This window comes from Williamsia sterculiae, from assembly GCF_900156495.1.
Taxonomy (GTDB): Bacteria; Actinomycetota; Actinomycetes; order Mycobacteriales; family Mycobacteriaceae; genus Williamsia_B; species Williamsia_B sterculiae.
This window is the reverse complement of the sequence record NZ_FTNT01000001.1, coordinates 584,172-600,175: the sequence shown is the minus strand read 5'-3', so window position 1 is coordinate 600,175 and position 16,004 is coordinate 584,172. Positions and strand designations below refer to the sequence as shown.

Below are 16,004 nucleotides of genomic sequence, written 5' to 3'. Positions count from 1 at the left end.
TGATAAGCCGTTTACCGATAGGATCGCGCCATGCGGCGGGATCCCACGATGGCGGCGGTGGTCGTGCCCGATGGCGTGCCCCTCTTCGAGGCGGCGATCCCGATCAGCGTCTTCGGCGTGGACAGGACCTCGACCGGGGGACCACCACTCCGTGTCGCCGTCACCACGGCCGACACGGGTTCCACGGCGCAGACGACCGCCGGGTTGGTGTTGTCGGGGTTCAGCGGCCTGGACGTACTGGGCACGGCGGGCGTCGTGGTCGTGCCGACCTGGCCCGAGCCCGCCGTCGAGCCGCCCGATGAGCTGGTCGCCGCACTTCGCGGTGTGGTCGACACCGGAGGGACCGTCATGGGTCTGTGCCTCGGCGCCTACGTGTTGGGGTACGCCGGGCTTCTCGACGATCGGCGCGCGACCACACATTGGCATTGGCTGGACGACTTCGCCCGACGGTTCCCGAGCGTGCACGTCGATGACTCCTCGCTCTACCTCGACGAGGGCCCGGTCGTCACCTCGGCGGGGTCCGCGGCCGGTCTCGATGCCTGCCTGCATTACGTCCGGCGCGAATGGGGTGCCGCAGCGGCGAGTGCGATCGCTCGTCGGATGGTCGTCGCCCCGCACCGCGCGGGTAACCAGAGTCAGTTCAGCGAACCGGAGCCGCCCCGAGTCACCGACTCCTCGATCGCCGCGGTCCAGCTGAGAGCACTCGAACACCTCGCCGATGGCGTCGGCGTCGATCGTCTTGCGTCGTGGTACGGAACCAGCCGTCGCACCTTCGACCGCGACTTCCGCTCGGCGACAGGCCAGTCACCGCTGCGATGGTTGCTGCATCAACGGATCCTGCGATCACAACGGCTACTCGAGACCACCGATCTCACCGTCGACGAGATCGCTCATCGGGTCGGGTTCAGCAGTGCTGTCACACTCAGACCCCACTTCCGCGGCATCCTGGGCGTCAGCCCTCGCCACTACCGCGACACGTTCACGACCGACCCGCACCCTGCCGCCCCGACACCGCAGTGACCCCCGAACCCGCACCGCCCACCCGACGCGAACAACGGCCCGCCGAACATGAACTGCGGCCCACTCGACGTGCACAAGGGCCCGCTCGAGGCGAACGAGAGCTCGCTCGACACCCTCCGCCGTCGAGCGTGCCCTTATCCACGTCGAGCGTGCCGTTATCTACGTCGAGCGTGCCCTCGTGCGCGTCGACCGTGCTCTCGACGCGCCAGAATCGACGTCAGGCCGGACGGCGCAGGCTGCCTTCGCGGCCGAGTACCGCGTCGTAGTGACCGAGCAGCTCATCGCAGACGCCCGCCCACGTGCGACCCTGCACACTGCGCCGGGCGGCCGCGCCGAATCCGGCCCGCACCACGTCGTCGGCGAGAGTGTCCACCGCAGCGGGCAACCGATTCTCGAACTCCGGTACCGGGAGCAGGAACCCGGTCCGGAAGTGGGCGATCAGGTCCCGCGGACCGCCGGCGTCGGGACCGATCACCGGGACCCCGCTGGCCAGCGCCTCCTGCACCGCCTGACAAAACGTCTCGTGTTCACCCGCGTGCACGAACACGTCCATGCTCGCGTAGGCCTCCGCCAGTTCGACTCCCGACAGCGCGCCGGTGAAGATCGCGTCGGGCATCAGCCGCGCCAGACGCGCGCGTTCGGGTCCGTCGCCGACAACCACGATCTGCACGTCCCGACGACCCGACAACGCCGCGATCCGTTCCACGTGCTTCTCCGGCGCCAACCGCCCGACGAACCCGACGATCAGCCGGCCGTCGGCACCCCACCGGGCCCGCAGATCGGCGCTGCGCCGCTCCGGGTTGAACCGCTCGGTGTCCACACCGCGACCCCACCGGAAGACCCGGGGAACGCCGTGCCGCTGCAGATCCGTCACCGAGACCGACGACGGGGCGAGCGTCCGGTCGCACACCGAGTGCAGTCGCTTGGTCCACCGCCAGGCCGCCCGGGTGGTCAGACCCATGCCGTAACTCGACGCGAACCCGGCCACATCGGTCTGGAACACCGCGACCGACGGGACCTGCAGACGCCGCGCGGCATACGCACCCGCACCGCCGATGACGAACGGTGAGGCCAGGTGGACCACATCGGGCTCGTGCTCCGACAGCGCGCGGTACAACGACCACGTCGGCACACCGACCGGCAGCGACGACACCCGCGGAAAGTTCACCGACGGCACCAGGTGCACGGGAACCCCGTCCACCTCGCGGGGTGCCGACTGTTCACCGCGCGGGGTGTCCGGGGCGATGACGACGGCCTCGTGACCGGTACGTTCCAGATGTTCCAACACACGGAGCACCGAGTTGACGACGCCGTTCACATTGGGCAGGAAGCTCTCGGAGACGATGGCGACCTTCACCGCCCGAGTGTCACCGGGCGATCTGACCAGGACACATCCTCGACATGACGTGTCGAACACCCGAAGATGAACTACCGGTCGGCCAATTCATCGGCAGGCAACTGGGGTTTCACCGCCCGGCGTTTCTCGGACTTGCGACGCCACTCGGCCAGGGCCACCATCAGCACGGCGATCACCCCCCACGAGATCGCGGCGATCGACAACGCCGGCCGGAACGACAACGAGGCATCGCGACCCGCGACCCGCACCACGTCGGGGTTGGTGGTGTCGTATTCCACGGTGATGCGCTGCCCCACAGCGAGTTGCGTGGGATACAGCACTCCGAGACGCGGGCTGTGGAACTGCCCGTCCGGGGTGTAGAAGTTCACCGCCGACGTGAGGGTCCCCGCCGACACCACATCCCCCACCGCGACGGCACGATGCTCGTCGATCCGACGGTCGTCGAGATAGCTGCCCGCGACCATCACCAGCATCATCACGCTGATCAGCGCACCGACCGACAGCAGCGTGATCTGGCAACGACGGAGCAGGGTGGCGTTCATGTCGCGGCCAGGGTAGTCGCCCGGCGAGACGGATTCACCCGAGTCGTCGAGTCACCGCTGCGACCAGCGCGATCGCGAGTACCGTCAGCACGATGATCGGACTCCCAGACCCCAGCGACTCCTCCATCACCGCTGCCCTGTTCGACCTCGACGGTGTTCTCACCACCACCGCCGAACTCCACCAGACCGCATGGAAAGCCGTGTTCGACGAAGTGATCGCCGCGCAGCATCCAGCCGACGACCGGCCCTTCTCCGAACGTGACTACCTCGATCACGTAGACGGCCGACCGCGCGACGACGGCGTCCGCGAGTTCCTCAAGTCCCGCGGCATCGAACTGCCCGAGGGATCCCCCGACGACAACGGACTCGACACGGTTCTCGGGATCGGTCGCCGCAAGAACGACCTGTTCCTGAAGACACTCGACGAGAAGGGGGTGGACCCCTATCCGGGATCGGTGCGCTACCTGCGGGCCGTCCGCGACGCCGGGTTCGCGATCGCCGTGGTCACCTCCTCGGCCAACGGTGCGGCGGTCCTCGAAGCCGCCGGGTTGACCGATTACATCGACGCCCGCATCGACGGTCTGACTCTGGCCGACGAACACATCGCGGGCAAACCCGCACCGGACTCCTACCTCGCCGGCGCGAAGGCGCTCGGTGTCGATGCCGCAGCCGCCGCGGTCTACGAGGACGCGGTCTCCGGGGTGCGTGCCGGTGCGGCCGGGCATTTCGGGGCGGTGGTCGGAGTGGACCGGGTCGGCGACGGCCGGCACGACGAGGATCTGCGCGCCGGGGGCGCGACTGTGGTCGTCCGCGACCTCGACGAGTTGCTCGACGACGCGGCGAAAGGTGACCGGGCGTGACCGACACGGAGACCCGCACCTCGGCGGACGAGAACGAACAGACTTTTCCCGACGGTCGCATCTTCGACATCGACCCCTGGACGGTCACCTGGCGCGGTGACGACCTCGATGAGATGGACCGCACCGAGTCGGTGTTCGCGCTGGCCAACGGACATGTGGGGCTGCGCGGCACATTCGAGGAGGGCGAACCGGTGGTGCAGCCGGGCAGCTACCTCAACGGCTTCTACGAGGAACACGAACTCCCCTACGCCGAAGGCGGTTACGGCTACCCCGAATCCGGACAGACGGTGGTCAACGTCACCGACGGCAAGGTGATCCGGCTACTGGTCGAGGACGAGCCGCTGGACCTGCGCTACGGCAAGGTCATCGACCACGTGCGAACGCTCGATCTGCGGTCGGGCACCCTGCGTCGGCATGTCATCTGGGTGTCGCCGACCGGTCGAGCCGTCCGAATCACCAGCGAGCGGTTCGTCTCGTTCACCGAACGGTCCATCGCGGCAATCCGGTACGCGGTGGAGCCGGTGGACGGACGCAACGTGAAGGTGGTCATCCAGTCGGACCTGCTGGCCAACGAGCCGGTCGCCAAACCCGAGGACGGTGACCCCCGCCGTGCCGCCGCACTGGACGCACCACTGGTCGCCGACTTCGCTGCGGCAGAGGGTATGCGCGCAGTTCTCGTGCACCACACCCGACAGTCCGAGATCCGCGTGGCGGTGGGTATGGACCACGAGCTCGTCGCACCGCATGTGACGGACCGCAACGGTGACCACGACCCGGAGCGATGCTCGATCGAAGCCCAGGACGACCTCGCGCGGCTCACCATCAGCACCACCATCCCGGAGGGCCAGAAGCTGGAGCTGACAAAGTATCTCGGCTACGGATGGTCTGCGCGACGTTCGGTGCCCGCGCTGCGCGCCCAGGCCGACGCCGCCCTCGCCCTGGCCAAGGACACCGGGTTCGACGAACTCCTCGCCTCGCAACGCCACTTCCTGGACAGCTTCTGGGAGGCCTGCGACGTCGAGATCACCGGTGACGCCGAACTGCAGCAGGCGACACGGTTCGCCCTGTTCCAGGTGCTGCAGGCCGGTGCCCGCGGCGAGACCCGGGCGATACCGGCCAAGGGCCTCACCGGCCCCGGATACGACGGACACGCGTTCTGGGACACCGAGTCGTTCGTGCTGCCGTTCCTCACCTACAACGTGCCGCTGGCCGCCGAGCAGGCGTTGCGCTGGCGCCACTCCACCCTGGACAAGGCCAGACAACGCGCGCATGAGCTCGGGCAGGCCGGTGCGATGTTCCCGTGGCGCTCCATCAACGGCGACGAGTGTTCGAGCTACTGGCCCGCAGGTACGGCCGCGGTCCACATCGGCGCCGACATCGCCCGTGCGGTCGCCCAGTACGTCAACGCCACCGGGGACGACGAGTTCGAGGCGGAATGCGGTGTGGAACTCCTGGCCGAGACCGCGCGGATGTGGGCGGCCATGGGGCACCACGATTCCGACGGCAGGTTCCGCATCGACGGGGTGACCGGACCCGACGAGTACTCCGCCGTCGCCGACAACAACACGTTCACCAACCTGATGGCCCAACGCAATCTCGAGGACGCGGTGTCGTCGTGTAGGCGCAATCCCGAGGTGGCGTCGGCGCTCGGGGTGAGCGACGACGAGTTGCAGACCTGGGAAAAGTGCGCATCGTCGATGACGGTGCCGTTCAACGAGGTCCTCCAGGTGCATGAGCAGAGCGAGGCCTTCACCAAGCTGGCACCGTGGAACCTGCACGGCACACCCGCGGAACACTATCCGCTGCTGATGCACTATCCCTACTACGACCTGTACCGCAAGCAGGTGGTCAAGCAGGCGGATCTCGTGCTCGCGCTCTACATGCGCGGCGATGCGTTCACCGCCGACGAGAAGAAGCGCAACCTGCATTACTACGAACCGCTGACCGTCCGTGATTCGTCCCTGTCGGCATGTTGTCAGGGGATCGTCGCCGCCGAGGTCGGTTACATGGATCTGGCCTTCGACTACTTCGTCGAGACCGCCCTCACCGATTTGCACGACCTGCATCGGAACGTGTCCAACGGTTTGCATGTCGCGGCGATGGCCGGTACCTGGTTGAGTTGCGTCGCCGGTTTCGGCGGCATGCGCGATTACGACGGCAACATCACCTTCGCGCCGCGGATGCACCCGGCTCTGGGCACACTGACGTTCCGGCTTACCGTGCGTGGCAGCACGATTCGGGTATCGATGACCGAATTCGAGGCGACCTACGATCTGCTCGCGGGCAAGCCCATCGACCTCGCCCACCACGGCGAACAGTTCACCCTCGACGGCGACACCGTCATCAAGTCGATCCCCGAGCTCGACCCCGGACCAGCGCCCGCGCAACCCCCGCACCGCCCGCCGTACCGGCGTCCGTCCCCTCGGTGACATCGTCCCGGCTGACGACTGCCGGTCACCGATCGAACCTGTTCGCTCGTTACGGCTGGGTAGCGGCTCGCGACGACCTACCCTGAGCCGATGACGATGCGCTCGGCGATGTCGAAATGGATGACCGCGGGATTGGCCGCACTGGTCGCGATCGGGATGGCGGTCGGTCCCGGTGTGATCGAGGCACCGACGGCTTCGGCCGAGCCGGCACCCCCACGTGACGCGTTCTACGACCTGCCCGGAGGTTGGGCGTCCACGGCCCCAGGGGCGATCCTCAAGTCGCGGCCGGTGAACATTCGAGCCGCCCAGCTGTTGCCGCTGAACGTACGGGCATGGCAACTCCTCTACCGCAGCACCGCGGCCGACGGCAGTCCTTACGCCGCGGTCACCACCGTGATGATCCCCAAGGGAACGGTGAAACCGCGGCCACTGCTGTCGTATCAGGCAGCGACGGATTCGGTGCTGCGCATCTGCAATCCGTCGTACGCACTCGTCACGGGTTCGATCGTCAACACAGCCGATCCGGCTGGACCGGTCACCTTCGCTCTGCCCGCCGCGGAGATCGCCTTTGCGGCGGCCGGGTTGCAGCAAGGCTGGGCGGTGGCGATGCCTGATCACGGCGGGGTGGACAACCGCTTCCTCACGCCGCGGCAACCCGGGTTCGCGGTCCTCGACGGCATTCGCGCCGTTCAACACTTTCAGCCGGTCGGTCTCAACAGCAGGGTGCCGGTCGGGTTATGGGGTTATTCGGGCGGAGCCATCGCCAGTAGTTGGACGGTGGAGGAACAACCGACCTACGCACCGGAGGTGAACATCCAGGGTGCGGCTTTCGGTGCGGCCGAACGTGATCTGGCCGGGTCGCTCCGGGCCGTCAACCGCACCCCGTTAGCCGGACTGGTCCCGCTCGCCTTCGGCGCCGTGCTCAAGGATCAGCCCGAACTCGATCCGGTGCTGGCCAAGTACGTCACCCCACAGGGGCGCAGGATCATCGCCGAGACGCGCAATCACTGTCTGGCGCAGAACGTCTTGTCCAACCTGGAATTCGACTACCGGCCCTATCTGACGAAGCCGCTCGATGTCGTGCTGGCGGATCCGCAGGTCAAGGCGGCATTCGATTCACGTGGGATCAGCGGTCGACATCCCACCGCACCGGTCTACGTGTACAACGGCGTGACCGAGGAGGTCAGCCCGATCGCCGGTGAGGACAAGCTGGTGCAGTCGTACTGTTCGGGGGGAACGCCGGTGACCTATCGGCGCGAGCAGATTCCACCCCGGCCCGTTCCGGAACTGATGACCACCCACGGGGTGGTGGCGATCACCGGTGCCCCCAACGCGTTCGCATGGCTGAAGACACGGCTGGCACCCGGTGCGTCGCGACCGAAGGGATGCGACATCCAGACGGTGCCGACGTCGTTGCTGACGCCACAGGCGCTGGCCACACTGGGACCGTCGTTCATCGGTAACACCCTGCTCGCCGCGATCGGTCAGCCACTGGGCTGACGGGCCACGCCCTCGCCCTCACCCCACGTGGGTCGCGATCGCCGCGTGCAGATCGCGCAACCGATCTCGGTTCGTGGGCACCTCGACGATCTCGATGCCCACCGACGGCTCGGCGAGTGCCGCGGCCAGGTCGGGGAGTTGCACCCGCCGGTGGGTCACGTGGAATCCGGCGCACAACGCGGCGAGATCGGTGCGATGCGGGGTTCCGAAGACTCGCTCGAACGCACCGTCCCACTCGGTGCTGGTGAACCGTCGTTCCCCCTGCTCGAGCAGCGAGAAGATGCCACCGCCGTCGTCGTTGGCCACCACGATGGTCAGCGATTCCGGCCGCGGCTCGGTCGGCCCGATGAGCAGTCCGGATGCGTCGTGCACGAAGGTCAGATCACCCATGAATGCGATGGTCCGGATGTCGTTGCGCGCCAGAGCGGCACCTATAGCGGTGGACACGTTGCCGTCGATGCCGGCCACCCCACGGTTGGAGAGGACCCGCACACCCGGACCGACCCGACCGGCGATCGCGATGTCGCGCACCGGATTCGACGCACCCACCAACAACTGCTCGCCATCTCGCGCCGCGGCCGAGACCACGCGCGCCACATGCAGCCCGGTCGGCGGACCGGGCGCATCGAGTTCGGCGTCCACCGCCGCGACCGCTCGCTGGTGCGCGTGTGCGGAGGACTTCAGCCAGTCCTCGTCGGCCACTCCCGAGACCACCGCGCGGGTCCCGGTCTCGACCACGTTTCCGGACACGTCCGGCCAGCGTGGACCGGTGGTCAGCGCGTACACCCGCACCTCGGGGTCGGCCAGCAGCCGCGACACCTGGCGATGGAGCGTCGGACGGCCGCAGATGATGGCCTGCTTGGGGCGCAGCGCGCCCAACGCCAACGGATGCAGTGGATTCTCCGGCGCCGGCGCGGTCGGCTCGGCGACCGTCGGGACGCCCGCCAGCTCCGGCCGCACCCCGGCACCGTGCCCCGACACCACCACGGTGTCGACGGCGAGGTCGATCTCGACCGGGACGTCGAGGGTGCCCACCGACGCCGTGGTCCAGGGGGCTCCGTCAACCCTGCCCGACCACTCGCCGAGGTCGTCGGCGGGCCCAACCCCCTGCTCGGGCACCAGGGGTTCGCGCAGCGGGATGTCGAACTGCACCGGCCCGGCGTTGCCGGTGCGCGCGCCGCGAGCGGCCGCCAGCACCCGACCGACCGCTGAGCGCCACTGACTGTTGGTGTCCAGGCCCTCCTCGGCGACCCCCAGACTGATCGCGGCGCGCACCTGCGTACCGAAGATCCCGAACTGCTCGACGGTCTGATTGGCCCCCGACCCCAACAGCTCGTACGGACGGTTCGCACTGACCACCACCAGCGGCACCCGCGCATAATTCGCCTCGAGGACGGCCGGACCGGTGTTGGCGACGGCGGTACCGCTGGTCATCACGATGGGTACCGGTGCACCCGACGTCGTGGCCAGACCCAGAGCCAGGTAGCCGGCGGTGCGTTCGTCCACCCGGACATGCAACCGCAACCGACCGGCCACGTCGGCAGCATGCAGCGCGAACGCCAACGGCGCGTTACGCGACCCCGGGCAGAGCACCGCCTCGCGGACGCCGCCACGAATCATCTCGTCGACGATCACACGGGCCTGCACGGTCGAGGGGTTCATTCGCTCCAGGGTATGTGTCATGGCCGACCAGCCCCAATCGCTCATTCGTGACGCAAGCCACCCGCCGGGAGACTCGAGGTGGTGTTGCTCCGACCCCTGGGTAACATCGGGCTCGTGCCTCCCGCTGCTCGCTATCACCACGGTGATCTCCCGACCGCGCTGGTGGAGGCGGCCATCCAGCTCCTCGAGGAGAACGGCGGCGAAGACCTCTCACTGCGCGCCGCGGCACGCCGCGCCGGGGTGTCGACCGCGGCCCCCTATCGGCATTTTCCCGACCGTACCGCCCTCCTCTCCGCGGTCGCGGCCGTCGGCTACAACGAGCTCGGGAGGGATCTCGTGGCGGCATGTCCGGAGCCCGAGACCGTCGATGACCTCGCAACGATCGCTCTCGCATATGTGCAGTTCGCATTGCGCCGGTCCGGGCTGTTCCGGGTCATGTTCACCGAGGGTTGCGATACCACGAGCCCCGATCGTGTGGCGGCGGTGGCGGCGATACACGAGTACCTCCATCACATCGTCAAGTCTGTCAGCCCGAAGAGTGATGCCGGTCCGACGGCGGTCGCGATGTGGGCCCTGGTGCACGGGCTCGCGTTCCTGCACTTGGACGGGAAATTGGACTCCACGACCGACTCGGCCGTCGAGAACAGTGTGCGCGACGCCGTACGCGCGGTCTTCACCGTCGGGCAGACCCGATCTGACTCATGAACCGGAGGCCGGGAGCCACCGTCAGTGTCGCTCCCGGCCTCCGGTTCTGGGTCGCGGCCCGACTCACATACCGATTCCTAGCTGTGCAGAGCGTCCCGGAGGGCATCAATCGCGAGCTTGCGTGCAACATTGGCAGCGCGCGTGTCGCGGAGGCTGTCGAGCAAGAGGAAATCGTGCACCATTCCGGCCACCCGCACGGAGGTCACGTCCACGCCCGCCTCGCGCAGCTTGTTGGCGTACTGCTCACCCTCGTCTCGGAGAACATCCGCCTCGTCGGTGATGACGAGGGTCTTGGGCAGTCCTTGGAGAACGTCCAACGGTGTCTGCAATGGGGATGCGTGCGGCTCACTGCGCTGAGCCGGATCGTCGGTGTAGGCGTCCCAGAACCATTGCATGCCATCGCGGGTGAGGTAGTAGCCCTCGGCGAACTGTAGATAGGACGGCGTGTCGAAGTCCGCGTTGGTGACCGGGTAGAGCAAGACCTGTGCCTTCAGGTCGATGCCCCCTCGTTCCTTGTTCATCAGGGCGAACACAGCCGACATACATCCGCCCACTGATTCACCGGTGACCGCGATACGCGACGTGTCCAGTCCGTGTTCGGCACCGTGTTCCACGACCCATTGACCGACTGCGTAATTCTGTTCCACCTGGGTCGGGTATTTCGCTTCGGGCGCCCGGTCGTAGACGGGAAAGACTCCCGCGGCACCCGCGCCGACGACGAGTTCCCGGAACAACCGGTCATGGGTCTGGGCGTCTCCGAAAACCCAACCAGCACCGTGGATGTAGAACACGACGGGCAGTGCGCCCGTCGAGCCTTTGGGGCGGATGATGCGAGTACGAACCGTTCCCCACTCGCCGGCGTCCACGTCGACCCACTCCTCGTCGACCTCCGGTCGGGGAACACTGTCGTCGCTCTGCAGGTCCAGCAGGATCTGACGACCCTTCTCCGGGGGCACCTCATAGATCCGCGGGTGCGGATCGGTGTCCTCGGACAACTGCTTGGCTGCGGGTTCGAGATACGGAGTGACGGGAGGCGGCAATTCGGTCATGCTGCGATTCCTTTCGATGCGGTGTACTCGTCGGACTGAATGTTGTTGCGTCCGTGCAAATGCGGGCGAGATCGTGACACCGACCCTCATCGGCTCGACCCTTCGACATGATGTGCTGACAGCTCGTGCCACAACACCGAAGTTCACGCCTCTTACATAGAGGACTCAACCATCCCGCCCCGCCGGAGTCAACAGGTCCCCACTGCGGCCCGAGACTCGATGAACCGTCGCGAGCACGACGGCAGCTCACCATCACACTGGCGACATCAATGCGAGTGCTGTTCACTCTCAACAGGTTTCAGACCAAGACCGGAACACGCCGCGGCGAGCTCATCGGCACCGAGGCCACTGATCGGGCCCACCACTCCCGCTGCCTTCCCCTGCCCTCGTGACAGACGGTCTGCGGCCATCGCCATCAGCTCTGCGGTCACCGAATAAGGCGACGGTCCCTCCACCACCACCTCGGTCAGTTCCTCACCCCCGCGCGATCGGACGACAGCCACCGCGAGACCGCGGATGCCGGCACGGGCGGACTCGTCCGGACCTCCCGGAGGTCCGACCAGTCGCGACGATGCGCTCTCCAGCGCACGCCTGCTCAGATCCCAGCGGGCGATCAGCGATGCCCCGAACGAGGCGATCTGCATCACTCGCGCCAACTCGGGAAACCAGCCGTTGAAAACCCGCACCCGACCGACGCGGGGATAGAACCGCGGGAGTTCGAGAACCTCGGTACCGGTCGCCAGGATGGCGCTCCGCATACCGCCGCCGACCGGGAATCGAACCACGTCCTGGGCGGCACGCCGATCCACCACGACGCCGTCGTCGAAGGCCGCAACCGGCAGGATCAACCCGTCCATCATGGTTTTCCGGGTTCCCTGGCTCAAGCCGTTCCTGAGCGACCCGGTGGCGAAGTATCCGACGTCCACCGAGTACGCGTGATCTCCCGCCCGATCCAGTGCGATGGATCCCGCCAGTACACCCGGGACGTAGTCGTAGCCGAATGCGGGCATCATCATCGATCCGGTCTGGCGGGCCTGCGCGTCGTGACGTCGGTGCAGTTCTCGGACAAACCCCACCTCACCGGTCGAGTCGACGTAGTGGGCGCCGACACGAGCAGCGGCTTCCGCGGCGACCCAGCCAACGCGCTCGAACGGTCCGACGCCGGTCACCAGGACGTCACCGGGACCGACCAGCGCTCGCACGCTGTCGGGGTCGGCGACGTCGGCGACCTGGTAGTCCAATTCCCCGTATCCCTCGGCCAGCTCCGCGAGCTTCGTCGCGGAACGCGCCGCCAGAACGGGGCGCAGCCCCCGGCGAACCATCGCCTCCACGGCCAGACCACCCGCGTATCCGGTGGCCCCGAAGACCACGATCCGCCCGGGCGCGGGTTCGATCATGGCCGTGCTCCCTGTCGCAGCTGCGATCCGACAGCGGGATTGGAGATCATGCGAGCGACCTTCCCGCCACCGCGGTAGCGACGGCCCGCGGAGCCAGTCGTGCCGCAATCGCCGTCAGAGCATTTCCTCGGCCGGAGACGATACCTGCGCGCGGGTGGCGACGGTCGAGCTCGGTCAACGCGTTCGCCACCACTTCGGTCGCGGTCTGGAATCGTCCGACCGCGGCATCTTCACCACCGACGACCTCGAAGAATTCCGTTCTGGTCGGGCCGGGGCTCAATGCCAACACCCTCAGCCCAGAGTCCTTGGTCTCGTAGGCGATGGCCTCGGTGAACGACAACACATACGCCTTGGACGCACCGTAGACCGACATTCCCGGTGTCGGCTGGTGAGCGGCCGTACTGGCGATGTTGATCAACACACCACGTCCCCCGGCGATCAGATCAGGAAGGAATCGGCGGGTGAGGTTCGTCAGCGCGGCCACGTTCACCGCGACCAGGTCTGCGACGCGCTCCGGGTCTGCGTCCGCAAACGGACCCTTGAGTCCGAAGCCCGCGTTGTTGACCAGGGAATCGACGGCGATGTCGCGGTCCACGAGAGCGGCGTGCAGCTCAGAGGCCGCTGCCGGTCGCGACAGATCCATCGCGATCACGGCGACGGTGGCGTCGTGGACTCGGCGCAGACGGTCGGCCAACTCGCGCAGTCGATCCTCACGTCGGGCGACCAGGACGATGCCGGCACCCCGCTCCGCGAACTGTTCGGCGAATTCCGCACCCAACCCCGAGCTGGCGCCGGTGATCAACACCGTGGTGCCCGAGTAGTCGGTGGGCGTGGGACGCCGCCATCGTTCGATCACAGTCCGTCTCCTCATCTCACCCGAACTGCGAGGTCATGGCTTCGCGGCCGCCTTGAAATCGTCGAGGATGCGGCCGGCCAACGCATCCGCTGACTGCGGGTTCTGACCGGAGTAGAGGTTGCCGTCCACGACCACATACGGACGCAGCGGGATCTTGCCCTTCTCGTACTTCACACCCGCATCGATCAAAGCGTCCTGCAGAAACCACTTCGCCTTCCAGGCAAAAGTATTGAGCTTTTCCTCGGCGTTGGAGAGTCCCGTCATCCGGCGCCCGGCGAACGCGTTCGAACCGTCGCTGTTCTTGGCGGCGAGGACGGCCACGGGGGCGTGGCACAGCAAAGCCAACGGCTCACCGGAGTCGAGCCGGCGTTTGAGCAGTGCGCCCGAGACCAGGTCGAACGCCAAATCCTCCATCGGTCCATGGCCGCCGGGGTAGAACACCAGGTCGTACTGCGTCTCGTCGACGGTGTCCAGACTCACCGGATGGTCGAGAACGTTCTTGATCGAGTCAAGGTAGGCACGAATCTGCTTGCGCTTCTTGGGCAAACCTCCGGCCACTCCCAGGCTCAACTCGTCGAGTGTCGGCGCGACACCTCCGGGCGTGGCGACGGTGATGTCCCAGCCCGCCTCGCTGAACAGCCGGTAGGGCTCGGCAAGTTCTTCGGCCCAGTACCCGGTGGGGTGAACGGTTCCGTCTTTCAGAGTCCAGCCGGTTGCGGCGGTGACGACGAGCAGAACGTTGGTCATGGCAACACCCTCCCTTGGTTGTGTAGACCACTCTGTCAGATGTTTCTCGTGTTGACATCGTTCGTCGGCAAAAGAATGTGCCGCGCGAGACGTGGACTGTTCGCTAACGTTGACACCGTCAACACTGCGCGAGGAGGTGAGGCATGACAACCTCGACCCGCCCATCTCACCACCACGGGAATCTGCGAGCCGCTCTCGTCGCCGCCGGCACTGCCATGTTGGAAAGCGACGAAACATTCTCTCTGCGTGCGGTGGCTCGCCGCGTCGGCGTCTCGCCGACCGCGCCGTACCGGCATTTTCCAGACAAAGAACATCTCGAGGCCGCGGTGGCGGCCGAGGGTTTCCGCGCCTTGCGGTCCGATCTGATGAAGACGATCGCCGGACACGAAGGGGCGGACCGTATACCCCTCGCAGACTTGGCCGCGACCTATGTCGACTACGCGGTCCGCAACCCAGCGCTCTATCACCTCATGTTCGGCCAACCGTGTGGTCAGTTCGACGAGCGTCGCCGAGCCTCCTCAGAGGTCTTCACCCTCATCGAGCGGTCGATCGGGCGCGTCGACGAGGATGTCGCGGCCCGGGGGCTCGCCACGGCCGCATGGGCACTTTCTCACGGCCTGGCGTCGTTACACCTCGACGGCAAGTTGGACACCGCAGCGAAGGATGGTGTCCAGGCGCGGGTGCGTGAAGCGTGTGCCGCCATCGTCGCCATCTGGGGACGCGACGGTGGCCGATCGCGAACGCGGTGTCGGCAGTGATCCGATCGACGCGTTGTTGACGCTGTTAACATAGCGTCCTAGACTCGCCTCCAGATCAGCACACCCCCGAGAAGGAGAGCCGCGACATGAGCCAGACGCAGAATGCGACAACGACAGAGACGGTCGATGTCGCGTTGGGTGACCGCACGGTGAGCGTCCCGAAGGGCGGCCTTTACGACCGGTACCGCATGCAGACGGATCTCGACGAGGTGGCGCGCGACCCACGCGTTGCCGGAGTCGACTTCTTCCGGAGCCAGCCGAAAGTGGAGGTGCAGTCGAACATCGGACCGACGTTCACACCGAACTTCTACTACGCGATCTCCGACGCTCGGCTGACGTTCCTCGCCCCGACCGCCGCTCTGCGCAAGCGCTTGCCGCGTGAGCTCGACCCACTCGAGGTGCTCCCCGGCTTCGGTCTCGCTTCCCTGGTGCTGTTCCGCTACGACGTCGCAGACATCGACTTCTACACCGAGGCCGCCGTGGGCATCGGCGTCAAGCCGGCCAATCACGGTCGCCTGGGCACCGTCGATCTCATTGCGGCTCTGAAGAACAACAATCTCGACTCCTACGTGCTGTCACTGCCGGTCAACACCGAGATCGCCCAGGTTCGCGGTCACGATGGGTACGGTTTCCCGAAGTGGGTCACCGACATTGATGTCGAGATCGACGACCAGACGACCTACGGGCGTATCACCAACGACAGCGGAGGCACCGACCTCGAGCTGAAGGCGCCGACTCCGAAGCAGACGAAGCACCGCACCGGCACTGCACTGTCGTCGCTGACGTCGTACACGCATTTCAACGGCGGGTGGCACGCGACGTTCAACCAGACGAACGCACTCGCTTCCGGCAGCAGGCTCTTCCCCCGCGACATCGACCTGACGTTGGGCGAAGGACGGATCTCGGACGACATCCGATCACTCAAGCCCGTGCGCAAGTTGGCTTTCGACGTGATCACCTCTGGTCAGCTCGCCCTCCACATGCCGCGCGTCATCGCGCTCGGCTGAGAACTCGCACGCGGTACCGCCCGCCGTCAGTATGTGGATCTCCGACGACGATCGTGGACGTGACGGCTCGCATGAAACTCGCCACCCGCACAACACTCGAGCTTCTCCCCGGCGT

Annotated in this window: 14 protein-coding genes; 7 read left to right on the top strand and 7 right to left on the bottom strand. The window is 66.8% G+C overall.

Annotation, left to right across the window (positions count from 1 at the left end; translation table 11 throughout):
• The first annotated feature begins 30 nt into the window (after positions 1-30).
• A complete protein-coding gene (locus BW971_RS02625; RefSeq protein WP_076476157.1) occupies positions 31-1,020 on the top strand; it encodes a GlxA family transcriptional regulator in 990 nt (329 codons plus the stop codon).
• 217 nt (positions 1,021-1,237) lie between these two features.
• Here the strand turns inward: BW971_RS02625 and BW971_RS02620 are convergent, their stop codons facing one another.
• Both BW971_RS02620 and BW971_RS02615 read right to left on the bottom strand, forming a co-directional pair.
• Positions 1,238-2,377: a glycosyltransferase family 4 protein gene (locus BW971_RS02620; RefSeq protein ID WP_076476156.1), complete on the bottom strand. Its 1,140-nt coding sequence runs from the start codon at positions 2,375-2,377 to the stop codon at positions 1,238-1,240.
• A gap of 71 nt (positions 2,378-2,448) precedes the next feature.
• A complete protein-coding gene (locus BW971_RS02615) occupies positions 2,449-2,919 on the bottom strand; it encodes a DUF3592 domain-containing protein (RefSeq protein WP_076476154.1) in 471 nt (156 codons plus the stop codon).
• A 92-nt stretch (positions 2,920-3,011) separates the two neighbouring features.
• Between BW971_RS02615 and BW971_RS02610 the strand changes: the two genes are divergently transcribed.
• From BW971_RS02610 to BW971_RS02600, 3 genes are all read left to right on the top strand, one after another.
• On the top strand, positions 3,012-3,779 hold the full coding sequence (locus BW971_RS02610; protein WP_076476152.1) for an HAD family hydrolase: 768 nt from the start codon (positions 3,012-3,014) through the stop codon (positions 3,777-3,779).
• Positions 3,776-6,208, top strand: coding sequence for a glycoside hydrolase family 65 protein (locus tag BW971_RS02605; RefSeq protein WP_234974195.1), 2,433 nt, complete (start codon positions 3,776-3,778; stop codon positions 6,206-6,208). The genes BW971_RS02610 and BW971_RS02605 overlap by 4 nt, the downstream gene beginning before the upstream one ends.
• Positions 6,209-6,298: 90 nt before the next feature.
• Positions 6,299-7,708 (top strand): lipase family protein, encoded by a 1,410-nt coding sequence (locus BW971_RS02600; RefSeq protein ID WP_234974194.1) that lies wholly within the window; start codon positions 6,299-6,301, stop codon positions 7,706-7,708.
• Between the two features lie 18 nt (positions 7,709-7,726).
• On the opposite strand, the gene menD is transcribed toward BW971_RS02600, so the two are convergent.
• On the bottom strand, positions 7,727-9,370 hold the full coding sequence (gene menD, locus BW971_RS02595) for a 2-succinyl-5-enolpyruvyl-6-hydroxy-3-cyclohexene-1-carboxylic-acid synthase (RefSeq protein WP_083709185.1): 1,644 nt from the start codon (positions 9,368-9,370) through the stop codon (positions 7,727-7,729).
• Between the two features lie 114 nt (positions 9,371-9,484).
• Between menD and BW971_RS02590 the strand changes: the two genes are divergently transcribed.
• A complete protein-coding gene (locus BW971_RS02590) occupies positions 9,485-10,075 on the top strand; it encodes a TetR/AcrR family transcriptional regulator (RefSeq protein ID WP_076476428.1) in 591 nt (196 codons plus the stop codon).
• Between the two features lie 77 nt (positions 10,076-10,152).
• Here BW971_RS02590 and BW971_RS02585 read toward each other — a convergent pair whose 3' ends face one another.
• From BW971_RS02585 to BW971_RS02570, 4 genes are all read right to left on the bottom strand, one after another.
• Complete coding sequence (locus BW971_RS02585) at positions 10,153-11,124, bottom strand: alpha/beta hydrolase (RefSeq protein ID WP_076476149.1); 972 nt, start codon at positions 11,122-11,124, stop codon at positions 10,153-10,155.
• Between the two features lie 266 nt (positions 11,125-11,390).
• A complete protein-coding gene (locus BW971_RS02580) occupies positions 11,391-12,521 on the bottom strand; it encodes a saccharopine dehydrogenase family protein (RefSeq protein WP_076476147.1) in 1,131 nt (376 codons plus the stop codon).
• Between the two features lie 46 nt (positions 12,522-12,567).
• Positions 12,568-13,377 carry an SDR family NAD(P)-dependent oxidoreductase gene (locus BW971_RS02575; protein ID WP_234974193.1) on the bottom strand — a complete coding sequence of 270 codons (810 nt, stop codon included), beginning with the start codon at positions 13,375-13,377 and terminating at the stop codon, positions 12,568-12,570.
• Between the two features lie 33 nt (positions 13,378-13,410).
• Positions 13,411-14,124: a type 1 glutamine amidotransferase domain-containing protein gene (locus BW971_RS02570; RefSeq protein ID WP_076476143.1), complete on the bottom strand. Its 714-nt coding sequence runs from the start codon at positions 14,122-14,124 to the stop codon at positions 13,411-13,413.
• A 143-nt stretch (positions 14,125-14,267) separates the two neighbouring features.
• Between BW971_RS02570 and BW971_RS02565 the strand changes: the two genes are divergently transcribed.
• Both BW971_RS02565 and BW971_RS02560 read left to right on the top strand, forming a co-directional pair.
• The gene (locus BW971_RS02565; RefSeq protein WP_076476141.1) at positions 14,268-14,882 is read left to right on the top strand and encodes a TetR/AcrR family transcriptional regulator; all 615 of its coding nucleotides are present in this window, start codon (positions 14,268-14,270) and stop codon (positions 14,880-14,882) included.
• Between the two features lie 86 nt (positions 14,883-14,968).
• Positions 14,969-15,889 (top strand): acetoacetate decarboxylase family protein, encoded by a 921-nt coding sequence (locus BW971_RS02560; RefSeq protein WP_076476139.1) that lies wholly within the window; start codon positions 14,969-14,971, stop codon positions 15,887-15,889.
• Positions 15,890-16,004: the final 115 nt, after the last annotated feature.